The organism is Nocardia sp. NBC_00511, assembly GCF_045161165.1.
Taxonomy (GTDB): Bacteria; Actinomycetota; Actinomycetes; order Mycobacteriales; family Mycobacteriaceae; genus Nocardia.
The window spans coordinates 6,450,358-6,467,423 of sequence record NZ_CP107849.1; the positions used below are offsets into that span (position 1 = coordinate 6,450,358).

16 protein-coding genes are annotated in these 17,066 nt (G+C 69.6%); 8 read left to right on the top strand and 8 right to left on the bottom strand.

What is annotated here, in order from left to right; translation table 11 throughout:
• The first annotated feature begins 150 nt into the window (after positions 1-150).
• Together OG300_RS30170 and OG300_RS30175 are read left to right on the top strand one after the other, a co-directional pair.
• Positions 151-1,188: a hypothetical protein gene (locus OG300_RS30170; RefSeq protein WP_405486769.1), complete on the top strand. Its 1,038-nt coding sequence runs from the start codon at positions 151-153 to the stop codon at positions 1,186-1,188.
• 64 nt (positions 1,189-1,252) lie between these two features.
• Positions 1,253-1,576: a hypothetical protein gene (locus OG300_RS30175; protein ID WP_405486771.1), complete on the top strand. Its 324-nt coding sequence runs from the start codon at positions 1,253-1,255 to the stop codon at positions 1,574-1,576.
• Positions 1,577-1,585: 9 nt separating this feature from the next.
• Here the strand turns inward: OG300_RS30175 and OG300_RS30180 are convergent, their stop codons facing one another.
• Positions 1,586-2,146 carry a methylated-DNA--[protein]-cysteine S-methyltransferase gene (locus OG300_RS30180; protein WP_405486773.1) on the bottom strand — a complete coding sequence of 187 codons (561 nt, stop codon included), beginning with the start codon at positions 2,144-2,146 and terminating at the stop codon, positions 1,586-1,588.
• A 94-nt stretch (positions 2,147-2,240) separates the two neighbouring features.
• Entirely contained in the window at positions 2,241-2,543 is a 303-nt protein-coding gene (locus OG300_RS30185) for a hypothetical protein (protein WP_405486775.1), read from the bottom strand.
• A 62-nt stretch (positions 2,544-2,605) separates the two neighbouring features.
• Between OG300_RS30185 and OG300_RS30190 the strand changes: the two genes are divergently transcribed.
• Together OG300_RS30190 and OG300_RS30195 are read left to right on the top strand one after the other, a co-directional pair.
• Entirely contained in the window at positions 2,606-4,117 is a 1,512-nt protein-coding gene (locus OG300_RS30190; RefSeq protein WP_405486777.1) for a PLP-dependent aminotransferase family protein, read from the top strand.
• A 76-nt stretch (positions 4,118-4,193) separates the two neighbouring features.
• Positions 4,194-5,192 carry a hypothetical protein gene (locus tag OG300_RS30195; RefSeq protein WP_405486779.1) on the top strand — a complete coding sequence of 333 codons (999 nt, stop codon included), beginning with the start codon at positions 4,194-4,196 and terminating at the stop codon, positions 5,190-5,192.
• Positions 5,193-5,253: 61 nt separating this feature from the next.
• On the opposite strand, the gene OG300_RS30200 is transcribed toward OG300_RS30195, so the two are convergent.
• Complete coding sequence (locus OG300_RS30200) at positions 5,254-6,543, bottom strand: adenylosuccinate synthase (RefSeq protein WP_405486781.1); 1,290 nt, start codon at positions 6,541-6,543, stop codon at positions 5,254-5,256.
• Positions 6,544-6,820: 277 nt separating this feature from the next.
• Here OG300_RS30200 and OG300_RS30205 point away from each other — a divergent pair, with 277 nt between their 5' ends.
• The gene (locus OG300_RS30205; protein ID WP_405486783.1) at positions 6,821-7,480 is read left to right on the top strand and encodes a hypothetical protein; all 660 of its coding nucleotides are present in this window, start codon (positions 6,821-6,823) and stop codon (positions 7,478-7,480) included.
• Positions 7,481-7,562: 82 nt separating this feature from the next.
• A complete protein-coding gene (locus tag OG300_RS30210) occupies positions 7,563-8,345 on the top strand; it encodes a site-2 protease family protein (protein WP_405486785.1) in 783 nt (260 codons plus the stop codon).
• A gap of 165 nt (positions 8,346-8,510) precedes the next feature.
• Here the strand turns inward: OG300_RS30210 and OG300_RS30215 are convergent, their stop codons facing one another.
• The 3 genes from OG300_RS30215 to OG300_RS30225 form a co-directional block, all read right to left on the bottom strand.
• Entirely contained in the window at positions 8,511-9,605 is a 1,095-nt protein-coding gene (locus OG300_RS30215; protein ID WP_405498732.1) for an FUSC family protein, read from the bottom strand.
• 58 nt (positions 9,606-9,663) lie between these two features.
• The gene (locus tag OG300_RS30220; RefSeq protein ID WP_405486787.1) at positions 9,664-10,107 is read right to left on the bottom strand and encodes a DUF3151 domain-containing protein; all 444 of its coding nucleotides are present in this window, start codon (positions 10,105-10,107) and stop codon (positions 9,664-9,666) included.
• A 414-nt stretch (positions 10,108-10,521) separates the two neighbouring features.
• The gene (locus tag OG300_RS30225) at positions 10,522-11,280 is read right to left on the bottom strand and encodes a hypothetical protein (RefSeq protein WP_405486789.1); all 759 of its coding nucleotides are present in this window, start codon (positions 11,278-11,280) and stop codon (positions 10,522-10,524) included.
• A gap of 591 nt (positions 11,281-11,871) precedes the next feature.
• On the opposite strand from OG300_RS30225, the gene OG300_RS30230 reads away from it, so the two are divergent.
• Positions 11,872-12,882 (top strand): hypothetical protein, encoded by a 1,011-nt coding sequence (locus tag OG300_RS30230; RefSeq protein ID WP_405486791.1) that lies wholly within the window; start codon positions 11,872-11,874, stop codon positions 12,880-12,882.
• A 229-nt stretch (positions 12,883-13,111) separates the two neighbouring features.
• Positions 13,112-14,212: a fused (3R)-hydroxyacyl-ACP dehydratase subunits HadA/HadB gene (locus OG300_RS30235; RefSeq protein ID WP_405486793.1), complete on the top strand. Its 1,101-nt coding sequence runs from the start codon at positions 13,112-13,114 to the stop codon at positions 14,210-14,212.
• A 75-nt stretch (positions 14,213-14,287) separates the two neighbouring features.
• On the opposite strand, the gene OG300_RS30240 is transcribed toward OG300_RS30235, so the two are convergent.
• Together OG300_RS30240 and OG300_RS30245 are read right to left on the bottom strand one after the other, a co-directional pair.
• A complete protein-coding gene (locus OG300_RS30240) occupies positions 14,288-15,754 on the bottom strand; it encodes a DUF4185 domain-containing protein (protein WP_405486795.1) in 1,467 nt (488 codons plus the stop codon).
• 180 nt (positions 15,755-15,934) lie between these two features.
• Positions 15,935-17,053 carry a BTAD domain-containing putative transcriptional regulator gene (locus tag OG300_RS30245; protein WP_405486797.1) on the bottom strand — a complete coding sequence of 373 codons (1,119 nt, stop codon included), beginning with the start codon at positions 17,051-17,053 and terminating at the stop codon, positions 15,935-15,937.
• Positions 17,054-17,066 lie beyond the last annotated feature (13 nt).

Consider the following 17,066-nt stretch of genomic DNA (forward strand, 5'->3'; position numbering starts at 1 on the left):
TCCTCCGATTCGTCTTCGCGCGGATCGGACGGCCCCGCCTACCGGAAGTGCGGCACGCCGGCCGCCAGCCGAGTGCGAATCACCAAATGTGACAGGACGGCCCGCAGGGCCGAGTCGATCGAATAATGTTCGGAAGGTGGGTGTTTCGACGTGAGTCGTCGGCATCAGGGAATGAAGGCCGGAATCGCCCGGCGCATCGTCATCGCGGGCGCGATCCCGCTCGCGGTCGCAGTGGGCTGCTCCAGCACCACCGACCACGCGGCCGACACCGCCGCGCCGAATACCGCAGCGGGGCAGTCCAGCTCGCCGCAGACACCCGGCCACCCGGCACCCGGCCACTCGGGCCCCGAGGCCGCCGCACCCGCCGAAGGCGCACAGCCGCCCGCCGCCGGTAACCCCGGCGACGGCATCACCGGCCCCCGCGCGATCACCTCCAGCCCCGTACAGCCCGGCGTCACCACCCCCGCCGCCGACCAGGACCGCCTCGGCCACCAGCCCCGCCCGGTACAGCCCGGCGTCACCACCACCCCGAATCCCCTTGCGCCGCAGGTCCAGCCGCAGCCGCAATCCGACTACCCGATCCCGGCCAACTACCGCCCGATCCCCAACCGGGACGTGGCCCCGGCGGTCGACCTGGGCGCCCTGCACGCCCCCGCCCCCGTGGCCCCGGTGGCCCCGATCGCCCCGCCGCCCCGCACCGTCCGCATCGGCGACTTCACCGCCCCCGCTCCGGACCAACTCCCCGACCCGGCCCTCGACACCGTGAACGGCGTAGCCGCCAACACCGAGGCCGCCCTCGCCACCGGCCTGAACTCCATCGGCGTCAACCCGAGCCGCTCCGACAAGATCGCCGCGGGCACCCTGGGCGGCGGCATCATCGGCGCCGGCCTCGGCGCAGCCGCCGCAGGCATCCCCGTCGCAGTTGCGGGCGGAATCGCGGGCGGCCTGGCCGGTGCCGCCGTCGGCACCGCGATCGGCTTCGGCCTCGGCACGATCAGCGCCACCGTCCTGCCCTGGACCGCCCCCATCGACATCCCCGGCGGCATGGCCGGCGGCGCCCTCATCGGCGCCGCCGTAGGCGCGGCCGCCGGAGCCGCGGCAGTCGGCCTCCCCGCAGCAGCCATCGGCGGCGCCCTCGGCGGCGCGGCCGGCGGAAGCGCCGGCTTCTTCCTCGGCGGAGCCCTCTGACCGCCTCGAATCAGCCAGCGGCACCGAGCTTTTCCGCCGCCCGACCACACCATTGGGGAATCGAATGAAAACCGCACTACGTACCGCAGCCCTGACCGGAGCCGTCCTCGCGACCGGCCTCCTCACCGCCCAGACCGCTTCCGCCACGCCGGTTCCCACCCCGGAACCCGGCGGCGTAATCCGCATCGACGTCCCCGAGAACGAGTGGTGGAACTGCGGCGGCTGGAGCCTCCAACCCCCCTTCGTCGGCTCCGACCCCGTCACCGGAATGGTCACCAACCGCCCGCTCTACCTGCACTTCACCCCCGGCGCGGACGTCTGGGTCTTCTGCACCGGCACCGGCTTCCCGGTCGTCTACTACGGCCCGATCGTCAAAGCCGGAGCCTGACCGCGCGATTCAGAACAGGGTGGGTTCGCCGAAGCCGGGGGTGCGTTCGATTTCGAGTAGGCGCACCTTGGTGTCGATGCCGCCGGGGGCGGAGAAGCCGGTCAGGGCGTTGTCGGCAGCGAGGACTCGGTGGCAGGGGATGATCAGGGGAATGGGGTTGCGGCCCAGGGATTGTCCGACGGCTTGGGCGCCGCCGGGGTGGCCGATGCGGGTTGCGACGGTGCCGTAGCTGAGGGTGTGGCCGGGGTCTATGGCTCGGGTGACGGTGTAGACGGCTCGGTCGAAATCGTTGAAGAGGTTGGGGGCCAGGGGGATCCAGCGGAGGTCGTCGAGGTTGCCGGCGAGGTGGGCTCGGACTCCGTCGATCACGCGGGTGATCTCCGCGTCCGGGGCGGTTTCCTGGATGTCTACGAGTCGGTGCTTGTGCAGGATGTAGTCGCGGACGTCTTCCAGGTCGGGTTCCGGGAAGGCGAAGCGCAGTACGCCGGTGGCGCTCCAGGCGATGGCGCAGGTGCCGATCGCGGTGTCGAAGAGCGTCGCCGACGCCTGGGGGCGGGCCGGGGCGGACATGCCACCCAGTGTGCCTGCTGGGTCCGACAGACCGCGCAGCACGATCGGGTGGGCAGGCCAGTCCGAGCAGGTGGACTTGTTGCGGGCCAGTTGGTTAAAACTGGACCGTTTCTCCCCGGCACGGGATTTCGGAGAGGCGAGAGACCGCGGGGGCGGCTCGGCGCAGACGGCGGGGCCAGGCGGTGGGGTTCGGGTCGGGTTGGCGGGCGGCCAGGGCGGCCAGGTCCGCGTGCTGGCGCGACGATTCGAATTCGCCGACTGACCAGTCCGACATGGGGGCGTGCGGGCGGTAGCGCTCCAGCATGACACCCCAGCGTTCGCCGGATTTCGGGGCGAAGTAGTAAACCGCGCCGGCGAACACGGCGACGATCAGGAGGGAGGCGAGCAGTGCGAGCATGCACCCAATGGTGAATCCAGCTGGACTTGAAGAAAATATCCAGTGCCCTGATACTGGCCTGTATGGCAACACGAGTGATCGGGGCGGCCAGCCTCACCCGCGACCTGGGCCGGTGGCGGCACGACGAATCCACCGCTCCGACCGAGCCCACCCGGGCCGCGGACAATGGCAAGCGGACGGCACGGCCCGCGTATGTGGCACTGGCGGAGAGCATTCGACTGCTCATCCACGACGGGCGCGCACCACTCGGAGTGGCGCTACCCAGCGAACGCGACCTGGCCACCAGCCTCGCCGTCAGCCGCACCACCGTCACCTCCGCGTACACGCTGCTGCGCGAACACGGCTACCTGATCAGCAGGCAGGGCTCGCGCAGCACGGTGGCGCTGCCGCCGACCGTCGTGCACGACGGCACCAAACCGGCACGCAGCATCCTGGCCATGATGGCGCAGCCGGAGGTCCCGACCATCGACATGACCTATGCCGCGATGGCCGCCCCGGTGCAGATGACCGAGGCATACTCCTTTGCGCTGCAAGGTCTTCCGACCTACCTCGGCACCCACGGCATGGACCCGGTCGGCGTGCTCATGCTGCGCGAGGCCCTCGCGCGCCGCTACACCGACCGCGGCCTGCCCACCGAACCCGACCAGATCCTCATCACCCTGGGCGCACAGCACGGCCTGCGCCTGCTGCTCAATGTGCTCACCACCCCGGCCGAACGGGTCCTCATCGAGCACCCCACCTACCCGAACGCCATCGAGGCGATCCGCGATGTCGGCGCGCGCCCGGTGCCGGTGCCGATGCGGCCCGACGGCTGGGATCTCGACGGAATCCGCAGTGCCGCAAGGCAGACCGCGGCCAGCGTCGCCTACCTGATCCCCGATTTCAACAACCCCACCGGCCACCTGCTGGACGTCGAGGGCCGCGCGGAACTCGCGGCCATCGCCCGCGAGACCCGGATGACGGTGATCGTCGACGAATCCATGGTGGACCTGAACCTCACCGAGCTCGAATCCCCGCCGCCCGTGGCGGCTTTCGCGCGCGGCTCGGAGATCGTCACCATCGGTTCGGCGTCGAAGTCGTTCTGGGGCGGCCTGCGGGTCGGCTGGGTGCGCGCCAATCAGCCGTTGATCACCAAGCTGCTCGGCACCCGCTCCACCGTGGACCTCGGCACGCCCGTCATGGACCAGCTGGCCACCGTCCACCTGCTGCGGCACGCCGACGAGATCCTCACCAACCGGCGGCAGCAGCTGCGTTCGCGCCGCACCACCCTGCTCGACGCGCTCAGCGAGGACCTTCCCGACTGGCGGGTCACGCCGGGCGTCGGCGGCATGTCGCTGTGGGCGCAGCTGCCCGCGCCCGTTTCCACCGCGCTCGCCGCCACCGCACCCAATCACGGTGTGCTGCTGGCGGCCGGACCCCGGTTCGGTGTGCAGGGCGCGTTCGAGCGGTTCATCCGGCTGCCGTTCACCCACGAGGAAGCCGATATCCGCATCGCGGTGAAGTCCATCGCCGCCGCTTACGTGGGTCTCACGCCGCACGCCGGAGACCCGTTGTCGCCGCTCACCTGCTACTGATTCCCGGCGCGAAGTCTCACAGCTTTCTCGCAGCTGGCTCACCGTATGCAGGCAGCCCCCGAACGATTAACCAGGTATGAGTCGAAACCGGAAGCGTGCGGGGGTGCAGTGGCGGCGGGCGGTGCCCGCCGGGGTGTGCGTGGCGGCGGTGTCGGCTGCGGCACTGTGGGGTGCGCCGATCGCCATCGCGGACGCACACCACACCGTGGCGACACCCGCCACGACCGCTGCGACGGCGGCGATCGCGGCCAAGTCCGGCACCGGTTCCACCACCGCCGCGAGCGCGCAGTCCGCGACGGCGCTGACCCCGGCCGCGGCGACCCAGCTGGCGCAGCAGATGCAGGCGGCCATCCAGTCCGCCGAACCCGGCACCCAGGTCGGCATCGACGTCACCGACACCACCACCGGCGCGACGCTCGTCGGCCTCGACACCGGGCAGCAGTTCTACACCGCGTCCGTCGTGAAGCTGCTGATCGCCCTCGACGCGTTCGACAGCCAAGGCTGGCAACCGGATTCGGATACCGCGGCGGAGGTCTCGCAGATGCTCTCGGCCAGCGACGACGACATCGCCGACGGCCTGTGGGATGCCAACGGCGGCAACGACATCGTGAACCGGATGGTCGACCTGATCGGCCTGACCGGCACCCAGGCGCCCACCGACCCCGACGAATGGGGCGAGACCCTGATGACCCCGGCGGACGTGGTCAGCGTCTACCACTACATCACCACGGTGGTCCCCGAACCGTCCCGCGACATCCTGATGAACGCGCTCGGCGGCGCGGAGCAGACCGCCGCCGACGGCACCGACCAGTTCTTCGGCATCCCCGACGGACTCACCGGTGACAGCTGGGCGATCAAGCAGGGCTGGATGACCCTCGACGACGAGACCACCCTCGACACCACCGGCCTGGTCGGCACCGGCGCCGGCCAGCCGCTGCGCTACGCCGTGGTGGTGCTCACCTCGCAGCCCGCGGGCGTGAGCTGGACCGACGGCGGCGACGCGCTCACCGCGGCCATCGCGCCACTGCAGAGCGTGCTCGAACCGACTACGGCGGCCACCCAGAGCCGGGCCTGAAAACGACTCGCCCCCAGCGCAATCGAATGCGCCGGGGCGAATCACGTTGTACGACCGTTGATCAGGCCAGGATGTCGTGCCGGACGATGGTCTGGTCGCGGCCCGGGCCGACACCGATGCACGACATGCGCGCGCCCGAAAGCTCTTCCAGCCGCTTCACGTACGCCTGCGCGTTGGCGGGCAGATCCTCGAAGGTGCGGGCCCCGGAGATGTCCTCCCACCAGCCCGGCATCTCCTCGTAGATGGGCTTGGCGTGGTGGAAGTCGGTCTGCGTGGTCGGCATCTGCTCGACCCGCTCGCCGTCGATCTCGTAGGCGACGCAGATCGGGACGGTGTCCAGACTGGAGAGCACGTCCAGCTTGGTGAGGAAGTAATCGGTGATGCCGTTGACGCGGGTGGCGTAGCGGGCGATCACGGCGTCGAACCAACCGGTGCGGCGCGCGCGGCCCGTGGTGACGCCGACCTCACCGCCGGTCTTGGCCAGGTAGGTGCCGGACTCGTCGAACAGTTCGGTCGGGAACGGGCCCGAGCCGACGCGGGTGGTGTACGCCTTCAGGATGCCGAGCACCGTGGTGATCTTGTTCGGGCCGACGCCCGCGCCCACGGCCGCGCCGCCCGCGGTCGGGTTCGAGGAGGTCACGTACGGGTAGGTGCCGTGGTCGACGTCCAGCAGGGTGCCCTGCGAACCCTCCAGCAGCACGATCTCGTCGCGCTCCAGGGCCTCGTTGAGCAGCAGCCGCGAGTCGGCGATGCGGTGCTTGAAGCCCTCCGCCTTCTCCAGCACCTCGTCCACCACCTGCTGCGGGTCCAGCGCGCGGCGGTTGTAGATCTTCACCAGCACCTGGTTCTTGAATTCCAGTGCGGCCTCGACCTTCTGGGTGAGGATCTTCTCGTCCAGCACGTCCGCGACGCGGACGCCGACGCGCGCCACCTTGTCCTGGTAGCAGGGGCCGATGCCACGGCCGGTGGTGCCGATCTTCTTGTTGCCCAGGAAGCGCTCGGTGACCTTATCGATGGCCACGTGGTACGGCATGATCAGGTGCGCGTCCGCGGAGAGCAGCAGGCGGGAGGTGTCCACGCCGCGCTCTTCCAGACCGGCCAGTTCGGCCAGCAGCACACCCGGATCCACCACGACGCCGTTGCCGATGACGTTGGTCACATCGGGGGTGAGGATGCCGGACGGGATCAGATGCAGCGCGAAGCTCTCACCGTTGGGCAGCACGACGGTGTGACCGGCGTTGTTGCCGCCCTGGTAGCGGACCACCCATTGCACGCGGTCGCCGAGCAGATCGGTTGCTTTGCCCTTGCCTTCGTCGCCCCACTGGGCGCCGATCAGCACGATTGCCGGCATGTGGTGTCTCCTACGGGATCGACGCGCAGCACCCACGATGCTGCAGCTACCCGCCGTCAGAAGGCGGTGGCCGGAGGGTCAGTTTACTGGATGGCCACATCCGGGCAGGTGTGCGGCCCGCCCACTGGCGAATCAGACGTAACGGATGCGCATTGAGAACGGCACGGCCTGTGCGACAGAGCTATGGTGGCACGGGGAGAGGGAGCCGGCAGGGGGTTCCATCGAAAGACGCAGCGAGGCGAGTGGTGTCCGTGATCCAGAGGAGGGTGTTCGGCAGTTGAGTACCCATGTTCTCCGCTGCGACGGCGCGCCCGTACCCATTGCCCTGGCATCCCTGCCCCTGACCCAGACCGCGGCGATTCCCGATACCAGCGCGCTGGACGAACTGCTGCCCGTGATGGCCGCCGACAGCCTGCCCCGGCTGATCGTGCTCGGTGAGGACGCCGGACTGGCCGCGGTGCTCACCCACCTGCTGCGCACCGAACGCCTGCACGTCGAGATCGGCTACGTGCCCGTCGACCGCACCTACGGGTCGCGCGCCTACGAGACCGGCACCGGATCCGCGGCCGCCAAACGCGCCATCGACGGCAAGGCCACCGAGACCCCGCTGATCCGCGACGACACCGGCAAGGTGCTGATCGGCCGCGCCACCATCGTCGGCGAACAGGGCGCGAAACTCGAGGGCGAGGCCTACGTCGACGACACCCGGTTGTTCACCGGAAAGGTTGCGGCCCTGCACATTTCGCCGATGCCGGAACTGCCGGGACTACAGGCCACCGTGCAGCGCGGGCTGCGCAAGAAGCGCTGGGTCGAAGGCCGGGCCGTGCAGCTGGGGACCAGCGGCGGCATCGTCACCCGGGACGGGATCACCACCGATCGGGTCGTGAAACGATCGACTTTCTATCGCAACCACGAGCCGTGGCTGCTGGTTCGCTGATCACCCCGCAGAATGGGGACGCGGACGACCGGTCCGTAACCGACCGCGCCATCCGGCCGACCGCTCGACGGGAGCAGCAGACGTGAACTATCCGAGCGCCGTGGGGCGGGCCACCGGAGCGATCCGGCCCAGTCCGATCTTCCTGCTCGTCGTGCTGATCACGGTCGCGGGCGGGGCCCTGGCCTGGGACGCCGAATACGGCACGCGGCAGGCTCAATTCGGGGTCTTCATCATGGTCGTCGCGGGCTGGATCGTGACGGTCTGCCTGCACGAGTTCGCGCACGCCTTCGTGGGGTGGCGGGCCGGGGACCGCGAGGTCGAGATGCGCGGGTATCTGACGTTGAACCCGTTGAAATACAGTCACCCGCTGCTGTCGATCGGGCTGCCGGTGCTGTTCATCGCGCTGGGCGGGTTCGCGCTGCCGGGTGGCGCGGTGTACGTGCACTCGCACAATTTCAGTCCACGCACGCAGCGGATCCTCAGTGCGGCCGGACCTGCCGTGAACGCGGTGTGCGCGGTCGTGCTGCTGGTGATCGTGCGGTTCTACGGAAGCCTGAATTCGCACGAGTCGTTCTGGTTCGGGCTGAGTTACCTTGCGTTCCTGCAGATCACGGCGACCGTGCTGAACCTGCTGCCGATCCCGGGCACCGACGGGTACGGGATCATCGAGCCGTCGCTGAGCTATCAGACGCGGCGATCGCTGGATCAGATCAAGCCGTTCGGCATTCTGATCCTGTTCGCGCTGCTGTTCACGCCGCAGCTCAACCAGATCTTCTTCGACTCCATCAACTGGCTGTTCGAACTGTCGGGGCTGCAGGGCGGCTGGTGGTCGATGGGCAGCCGGTTGACCCGCTTCTGGACCTGACCCGCGGGTGGGCCGCCCGGATGACTCCGAAGAACCGGGCGGCCCCATTCGCGACGGCGCGGTCGCGAATCCGGGGAGCCGGGCTTACCCCTCGTGAGTCCGGCCTGTGCTTCGAACGGTAGAGCGGCACAGTCGGATCGGCGCGAGTAGTGCGCTACTCACGTTTCAGTCGATCGGCGTCACGTACGGGTGCGGGACCGTCGGCGGCAGCAGGGCCATCGCCGACAGGCGGCGCATGCCGCACACCTGCATGAGATCGACCACGATGGAACGGGTTTGCGCGAACACCACGTGCGCGGACAGGCCCGCGCCCTCGACCAGGTCCTTGGTCGCGGCCTTGCCGACCGAGCGCAGCACGCGGGTCGCCTCCGCCGGATCGGGTTTCTCGTCCGGGTCGGCGAGCATCATCCGGCGCACCACATCGACTGCCTGACCGAGCTTCTCGACCTCGACGATCAGGCCGGGATTGAGCACCTCGTCGTCGCGCACCGAGGTGAGGGCGCGGCGCAGCAGGACCCGCGAATTGCGGACCGCGTTGTCGAGCGGATCGGAGGCGTCGCGCAGCCGTTGCAGGCGTGAGCGAGAGTTCCAGTACAGCGGGGACATTCGAATGATCTCGCGGCTGCCCTCGAGCGTGTTGCGGAGCGCGTCGATGGAACCCTGGGTGCCGCGAGCGGCCTCCAGCGCGGTCTTGATCTTCGTCGAATCCTGTTCCAGCAGGCCGTCCGCGCATTCGGTGAGAGCGGCGCCCATCACCCCGAGGATCCCGGCCGCCTGCTCACGGGCTCGGCGCACCGGATGCAGCGGGATGGCGGCCACCACCACGATGCCCACCAGGCCGCCGACCAGCGCGTCGATCATGCGCAATGCGGCACCGCCGTTGCCCGGTGGATAGAGGGTCGCCACCAGCACCGCGGAACTTGCGGCCTGCATGGTGATCACCGGGCCGCCGTCGAGGAAGACGGCCGCGCTCATGGCGATCAACACCAGCAGCACGATCTGCCAGCCGCCGGTGCCCACCTGGGTGACGAACAGGTCGCCGATGCCGATGCCGACCGCCACCCCGACGATCAACTCGACCGCGCGCCGCAGCCGGGCGCCGAAGGAGACACCGATGGAGATCATCGCCGCCATCGGTGCGAAGAATGGATGCTCGTGGCCGATGACATCGTGCGCGATGAACCAGGCCACTCCGGCGCCGATCGCACACTGGGCGATCGGCAGCAAGGACGACCGCACCCGGTCGGCCGCCTTGCGCATGCGCATGACGCTGCTCTCGCGGGCAGCGTCGAGGGTTTCGCCTAGGCCACTGGTCAATTCAGTCCAGGCCGAGTTCGGCGGCGGCCCGCGGGTCGCAGTCCTCCAGCAGGTCCAGGCAGCGGGCGTACTCGTCGGTCTCGCCGATGGCGCGGGCCGCCTTGGCCAGCACGCCGACACTCCGCAGAAAACCTTGATTCGGCTCGTGGCTCCACGGCACCGGGCCGAATCCCTTCCAGCCGTTGCGACGCAACAGATCCAGGCCGCGGTGGTAGCCGGTGCGGGCGAACGCGTAGGCCGCGATAATGTCGTGGTTGATCTCGCCGTCGGCGGCTTCACCCCGCTCGAAGGCGGCTTCGGCCAGGTAGGCCCAGGCTATCGACGCGGTCGGATGAGCGGCCGCGACCTGCACCGGGTCCGCTTTCTCGAGCAGCGCGTCTTCCGCGTCGGTGAATTCCGGAAGGAGGACGGGCTGCGGGCCGAGCAGGCCACCGAAGGAGGTCATGCCGATCATTCTGCACCGACGCCCGGAATGCTCAGTAGGCTGACCGTCGAATCACATCTCCGCCGAAGTGAGGGGTAGCGCGTGTCCGACACGAACGACGACCAGCAGCCACAAGGCCCTGCCCACCCGGCAGGCCGCCCTGAAGGCACTGGCACGGACACGAACGCGAGCACCCCGGCCCCGGCGGACCAGGCGGCCCCCGCCGCCGAGACCCCGGCCGACTCCCCCGCCGACACCGCCGCCACCGAGGTGATCCCCGCCCGCGGCCCGGCCCTCCCCACCCGTGGCACCGCGAATCCCGCTCCGGCCCAGGCCAACCCGCCCGCCAAGCCCGGCTTCGCCACCATCCACTACGAAACCCCCCGCGCCGGGGGCCCCACGGCAACCCCCGCCAACAAGGCCAACCGCCCAGTCTCAACTCCCCCGAGCAACCCCGCCCCGGAGCCCCCGGCCGACAGCACCACCCAGATGATCCAGATCCGCCGCCCCGGCCAGGGCGCCTCCGGCCCCCAGCCCACCCCGAACCAGCCGACCGCGAGTGGCAACCAGCCCTCGGGAGCCCCCGGACAGCCGAGTGCGCCGAACACGCAGCGCCCGGGCTCCGGTAGCCAGCCTCCCGCCGCAAGAAGCCAGCAGCCGAATGCCGGTGCGTCGCAGGGTGGCCCGGGCGGACAGCGGTCGAACCTCGGCGGACAGTCCGCTCCCGCCGGACAGCAGTCGGGCCCCGGTGCCGGTGCTCAGCAGTCGAATTCGGGTGACAACCAGCCGGCAGGAGTTGGCGGGCAACGGCCTGTCCCCAACGTGCAGCGACCGGGACAAGGCGGGCAGCCGCCGGTCGCGGGCAATCAGCAGTCGAATCCTGTTGGGCAGCAGTCCGGTCCGGGTACGCAGCAGCCGAACTCGGGTGGCAATCAGCCCTCCGGAGCCGCTCGCCAGCAGCCTGTGACGAATATTCAGCGCCCCGGCGTCGGCGGGCAGCAGCCCGTGTCGAATGTTCAGCGCCCAGGTCAGGGCGGACAGCCGTCTGCCGCGGGAAACCAGGCCTCGAACACTGATGCGCCGCAGGATGCTCCAAACGGTGGTGGACAGCAGTCCGCTTCGGGTGGGCAGCAGGGTGCGTCTCGCGTGCAGCAGCCCGGAGCCGGTGGACAGCAGTCTGCCCCGGGCGGGCAAGGGGCGAACGTGGGCAAGCAGCAGTCGGGTGGTGTGCGTGCGGGGGCGGATGATGCTCCTACGCAGTTCATTCCGATTCAGCGGCCCGAGCGGGGTGGGGCGGCGAAGGCTGGGCAGCAGAGTGGAACGCCTGCTGGAGAGGGTAAGTCGGGGCAGGCGGCGGGTAAGGGCGCTGACAGTGTGGCGGGGCGGACTGCTGCCGCGGCTGCTGCCGGTGCGGCTATCGCGGGGCGGACTGTCGGTGGCGGCGCGGACGCGGGTGCGGCCGGTGGCGGCAATACGGCAGGCAATGGTGGAACCGGTGACCCAACTGCGGCCGGGAAGAGCCAGGCGTCGGGAGGTTCCGGGGGCGCTACCGATAACGGTGGTGCGACTGAGAAATCCGGCGCGGCGGGACGTGAAGGGGCGCAGGGCAGCAGCAGTGCACCGGGCAACAGCGGCGCGGCCAACAGCGGCGGGGCTGCGAATGGGCCCGGAGGTGTTGGGCAGCAGGGTGAGTCGGCTGATGGCGGCGCGGGTGCGCGGCAGAGTGAGGCCGACGGGGAAGGTGACGGCGGGCAGCAGGGGTCGGGTGGGGACTCGGAAACTGTTGTGATCAAGAAGTTCCCGGCGGGGATGGATGACGCCACTACTGCGTTGCCGATCGTCACCGGGGATCAGGCGACGCAGAAGATGCGGGTTTCGGGGCCGCAGGGGCGGGCGGTCAGCAAGTTGCCGCAGTCGCCGCGCGGCAATGTGGGGCCGCGGAATGTCGGGCCGCAGGGGAATCGGCCGGAGGAGGGTGGCGTCGACGAGACTCGTCCCGCACCGCCGCGGCCGCCCATGGGGCCGCGGCGACCGGCCAGCGCGCCCTCACCCGCGGATATGCAGCCGACCATGCCGGGGCAGCCGATCGGCGGGCCGCGACTGGTGGGGCCGCAGCGGGTCGGTGCGGGTGCAGCGCAGGGTCCCGGTGGGCCGCAGGGGAACAACGGTGCGCCCGGCGGTATCGCGCCCGGGCAGGGCGGGCCCGGACCGGTCGGTGCGGGTGCGCAGGGACCGGCGGGTGGGCCGGGTCAGGTTGGGCCGCAAGGGGTTCCCGGTGGGGATCGGCCGGTGGCGCAGCCGTTGCGGGTGCCTGCCGCCGGTGAGGTGGCCGATGCCGCCCCGGCGCAGGCCGGGCGCGGGTCGAAGAAGCTGTGGATGATCGTGGCGGCGGCCGCGGTCGCGGTGATCGCCATCGCGGGCGTGGTGTTCGGAGTCGTGCAGCACAGCAACAACAATTCGCCGGAAGCGTTGGTGCAGAAGTCGATCACCTCGTACACGGATGCGCTGTCCAGCGGCAATCTGGATACCCTGCGGTCGGTTACCTGTGGCGCGCAGCACGACTTCTACCAGAACATCTCGGCGGATCAGTTCGCGGGCGTGTACCGAACGTCCAAGGACCAGAAGAGCATTCCGCTGGTGAAGAGCGTCGACGCGGTCAAGGTCACCGGCGATACCGCGATGGCGCAGGCCACCGTGTACACCGCCGCGGACCCGTCGAAGACCTCGGCGCGCACCTTCGATCTCCGCAATGACGGTGGATCGTGGAAGGTGTGCGACCCGCAAACCGGTAAGTGAAGCATTCGCGGCCCCGGTCGCGATGAACATCACAAAGCCCTGGTCACTGGTCCAACCCGCCGGTAATATACGTCGGATTGTCTGGGCCAGCCATGTCGGCCCGTTCCGCGTTCGCGGAACGGTGCTGCGGCTGCAAAGCCGCCGCGCTGTAGTGCACGCCATCGGATCGCCGTGCACATGCCGCACCGACGCGGGCCCACCGGGTATCGATTTGCAGGGAGAAGACACCATGCCGGAAACGGCAGCGGACATCATGCCGGAAACGGCAGCAGAAATTCTGGCGGCGGTCGCCGCAGCGGAGACCGGCCCCACGGCAACCGAACTGGTCGGCCGTCACTTCCGGGTTCGCGACCACTACGACGTCGGCCGGGAGAAGGTCCGCGAATTCGCGCGCGCCGTCCGCAACAACCACCCCGCCCACCACCGCGAGGCCGCCGCCCTCGAACTCGGCCACGGCGGCCTGATCGCCTCGCCGACCTTCGCGTCGGTGATCGGCGCGGCCACCACCCGCTCGCTGATCGGCACCGTGCTCACCGAGTACGACGTCTCGCAGATCCTGCAGACCGATCAGGTCTTCGAATACCACCGCCCGATCCTGGCCGAGGACCGCCTGGGCGTGGACGTGGTGGTCGACAGCATCCGCAGCTTCGGCGACAACGACTTCATCAGTGTCAAGGTCACCCTCACCGACGCCGACGTGCTGCCGGTCCTGGTCGCCACCACCACCATCGTGGCCCGCAAGGGCGTCGAGATCGATCCGGCCATGGTGCAGACGGTGACCGGCGTGGTCATGCACGGCCATGTCGCGGTCCCCGGCGAGTCCGAGGCCGACCCCAACGCCCTGATCCTGCTGGCGCCCGACGAGGTGGCCGAGCTGGCCGCCCCCGCGCCCGCCCGCCCGGTGCACACCGTCCCCACCCGGGACACCGTCGCCGCCGGTAGCGAGCTACCCGCGGCCAAGGTCCCCGTCACCCGCGGCGACCTGGTGAACTACGCGGGCGTCTCCGGCGACCCGAATCCGATCCACTTCAGCGACACCGCGGCCAAACTGGTCGGCCTGCCGACCGTGGTCGCGCACGGCATGCTCACCATGGGCCTGACCGCGGGCTACCTCACCGACTGGCTGGGCGACCCGGCCGCCATCGGCAAGTTCAGCGTGCGGTTCTCCGGCTTCGTGCCGGTCGAGCCCACCGCGCCGACCGTCGTCGAGTTCACCGGCAAGGTGAAGTCGGTCGACACCGAGAACGGCACGGCCACCGTGGTTCTCGGCGCGACCTCGGAGGGCAAGAAGCTCTTCGGCCGCGCCGTCGCCGAGATCCGGCTGAGCTGAGATCCCGAAAACATCGAGCGGGCCGCGCGTTTCGCGCGGCCCGCTCTGTTTTCGGCTGTCCCGCAACGCGACTGATCAGCCCAGCGTCGCGTGCATCAGGTAGACGTTGTAGTCACTCCAGGTCGACATGGTGAAGTACAGGTCCTTACCGGTCGACCAGGGGTGGATGAACCCGCCGTACAGCTCCGGGAATTGCAGCGCACTCACGGTGACCGCGCTGTCGGACCAGACACCCTGCGGCGAATCCGATTCACGCACCACCAGAGCGGCTTTCGCGGTGTCCAGGTAGCTCATCTGCCACACCTTGCGGTCGGCGTCGTAGCGCACCGAAAGTTCGGCGGCCGGAGCGTCGACCACCGGTGAGACGTCGACGAGCCCGTCACGCGCCGGAATCCACGCGCCGTCTTTCCAGTACTGGTAGGCGGTGACGTTGAGGACCTGGTCGCGGGGCACCCGCGCCAGCCCGACCGAGCCCAGGCGGGTATTGGGGATGCCGTACATGTACACCCAGTCGCCCTGCGGCACCATGGCCGCGACCTGGAAGTTGGAGACGCCGAAGATGTTGTCCCACTTGGCGTACGGGTCCTTGGTCCAGTGTTCGCCGTGGTCGTCGGAGTAGGCGATGCCGCCGTAGTTGGTGTACCAGGTGCCGGGAATCGAGTTCCAGGTGCGGATCGACATGTAGCTCATGTACTGCCGGTCGCCGATGGCGAAGCCCGAGGTCGGGATGGTGGTGATCTCGATATTGTCCATCTTGCGGCTGCTCAGCAGTTCCGAGGCGTGGCAGCGGTCGTCGGTCACCATGTGGTCGAAGGTGACGCCCTGCGACAGGTCGCGATTCTTGCTGAACGCCAACAGGTTCGAGCGCCAGTCGTCGCCCATGCCGCCCGGCGGATGGAAGTCGTGGCCGACGGTGTCACCGAAGGCGATGGCGATCTCGTCGGGCGCGGACTCCCACATGATGCCCAGATCGGTGCCCTGCACCTGCCAGCGCTTGTCGGTGCGGTTCACCGAGTTCGCACCCGTCAGCTTGGCCGTCTCGGTGACGTTCGAGATCTGCGGGACCGCGCGGGCCGGAACCTGCGGCGCGGCCTCGACGGGCGGGTTCACCGGGGCCGGTCCGGGCGGCAGCGGCTGCGGATTCGGGTTGGGGAACGCGAAATTGAACGGTTGCGGCCGCAGGATCAGGCGCGGCAAACCCAGCTGTTCGGGCAGGGTCGGCGCGGGGGCCGGGCCGTCGGTGAGATCCGGGCACGGGTTCACGCACGGGTCCGACGGCAGTTCCATCTTGACCCGCTTGGTGTTCTCCGGCAGCGGCCCGGTGTCGACGGTGACCACCGGATACGACAGCGGCATCTCGATGGTCTTGGGGACCAGCGATTCATGCTGCGGTTTCGCGTCGGTCGAGCAGGGCCCGATACCCGGAACGGTCGCGGCCGCAGCGGGATCCGGATCCGCCGCCGCGATCGGCCGACCGAGCCCGACCATCACTCCCGCCCCGAAAACGACTGCCCCCGCAGCTGCCAGCAGCCGCTTGGCCATGCACTCAACCTCTCGACATTCTCCGCTTCCCGGACACATCCGGGCGCGACCCTACCCCCGGAACCCGGCGAATCACCGGCACTGCGCCGATCTCGACCGAATCGAGACACACGCCGTACCGCTACCACCCCGGGTACCGAAACCAACGGTGCAGCAGCGTAATACAGCGAATGCGCCCGGTCAGCGCAGGGCTTGGAAGATCAGCACCGTGCTGCCGATGCGGATGGCGTCCCCGTCGGCCAGCACCGCCGCCGACTCGATCGACTCCTCGTTGATGAAAACGCCGTTGGCCGAATGCAGATCCTTGATCAGCAGCCCGGCCCGGCTCGGAGTGATCTGGGCGTGATAGCGGCTGGCCTTCGGATCCTCCAGCACCAGATCGTTGTCGGTCATCCGGCCGATCTTCATGCCGGAAGCCGCGATCGGGGCGACCCGGCCGTCGGCCATTCGCAACTGCCCGGCCCGCACCGCCCGCGGCATCTCGGTGACGGTCTCGGTCATGGCCTTCGCCATCCGCTCGACCTCGTGAATCTGGCCGGTGCTCAACGGTTCCTGACGCAGCACCTTCTGCTCCAGCGCGACCAGCGCCGGACCCGGATCGATGCCGAGCTCGTCGGCGAGCACGGTGCGCACCCGGCGGCACGCGTCCAGCGCGTCGGCCTGGCGGCCGGAAAGATAGAGGGCGGTGATCAACTGCGCCCACAGTGGTTCCCGCAGCGGGTGCGCGTTGGTCATCGACACCAGTTCGCCGACGACCGAAGAGGCTCGGCCCAGCGAGATCTCGGAGTCGATGCGGGCGGAGGCGACCAGCAGCCGCTCCTCGTCCATGGCGGTGGCGAAGCTCTCCGCGAACCCCAGCCCCGACAGATCGTCGAGGGCGCGGCCGCTCCATTCGCCCAGCGCCTCACCGAAAAGCCGGGCGGCACTGTTGGGATCGCCGACGGCGGCCGCTTCCGCGCCCTCGCGGCGCAGCGTCTCGAACCGTCCGAGATCGCATTCGTCATCGTCGATTTCGAGGCGATAGCCGGAGGATTCGGTGCGCAGCAACGCCACCGGATCGACCCCGGCCGTGCGCAGCGTCTTGCGGATGTTCGAGACGAACACCTGCAGACTGGCCTGATAGGAATCCGGTGGATCGTCGTTCCAGACGATATCGGCCAGCGCCTGTGAGGACACCGCACGCCGCCGGTTCACCGTGAGCGCCGCCAGCAGCGCACGCGGCTTGGGGCCACCGACCGGTACGGACCGGCCGGCGACCAACAGCTGCACGGGGCCCAGGACCCGCACATCGACAGTCATGCCACCTGCCTCG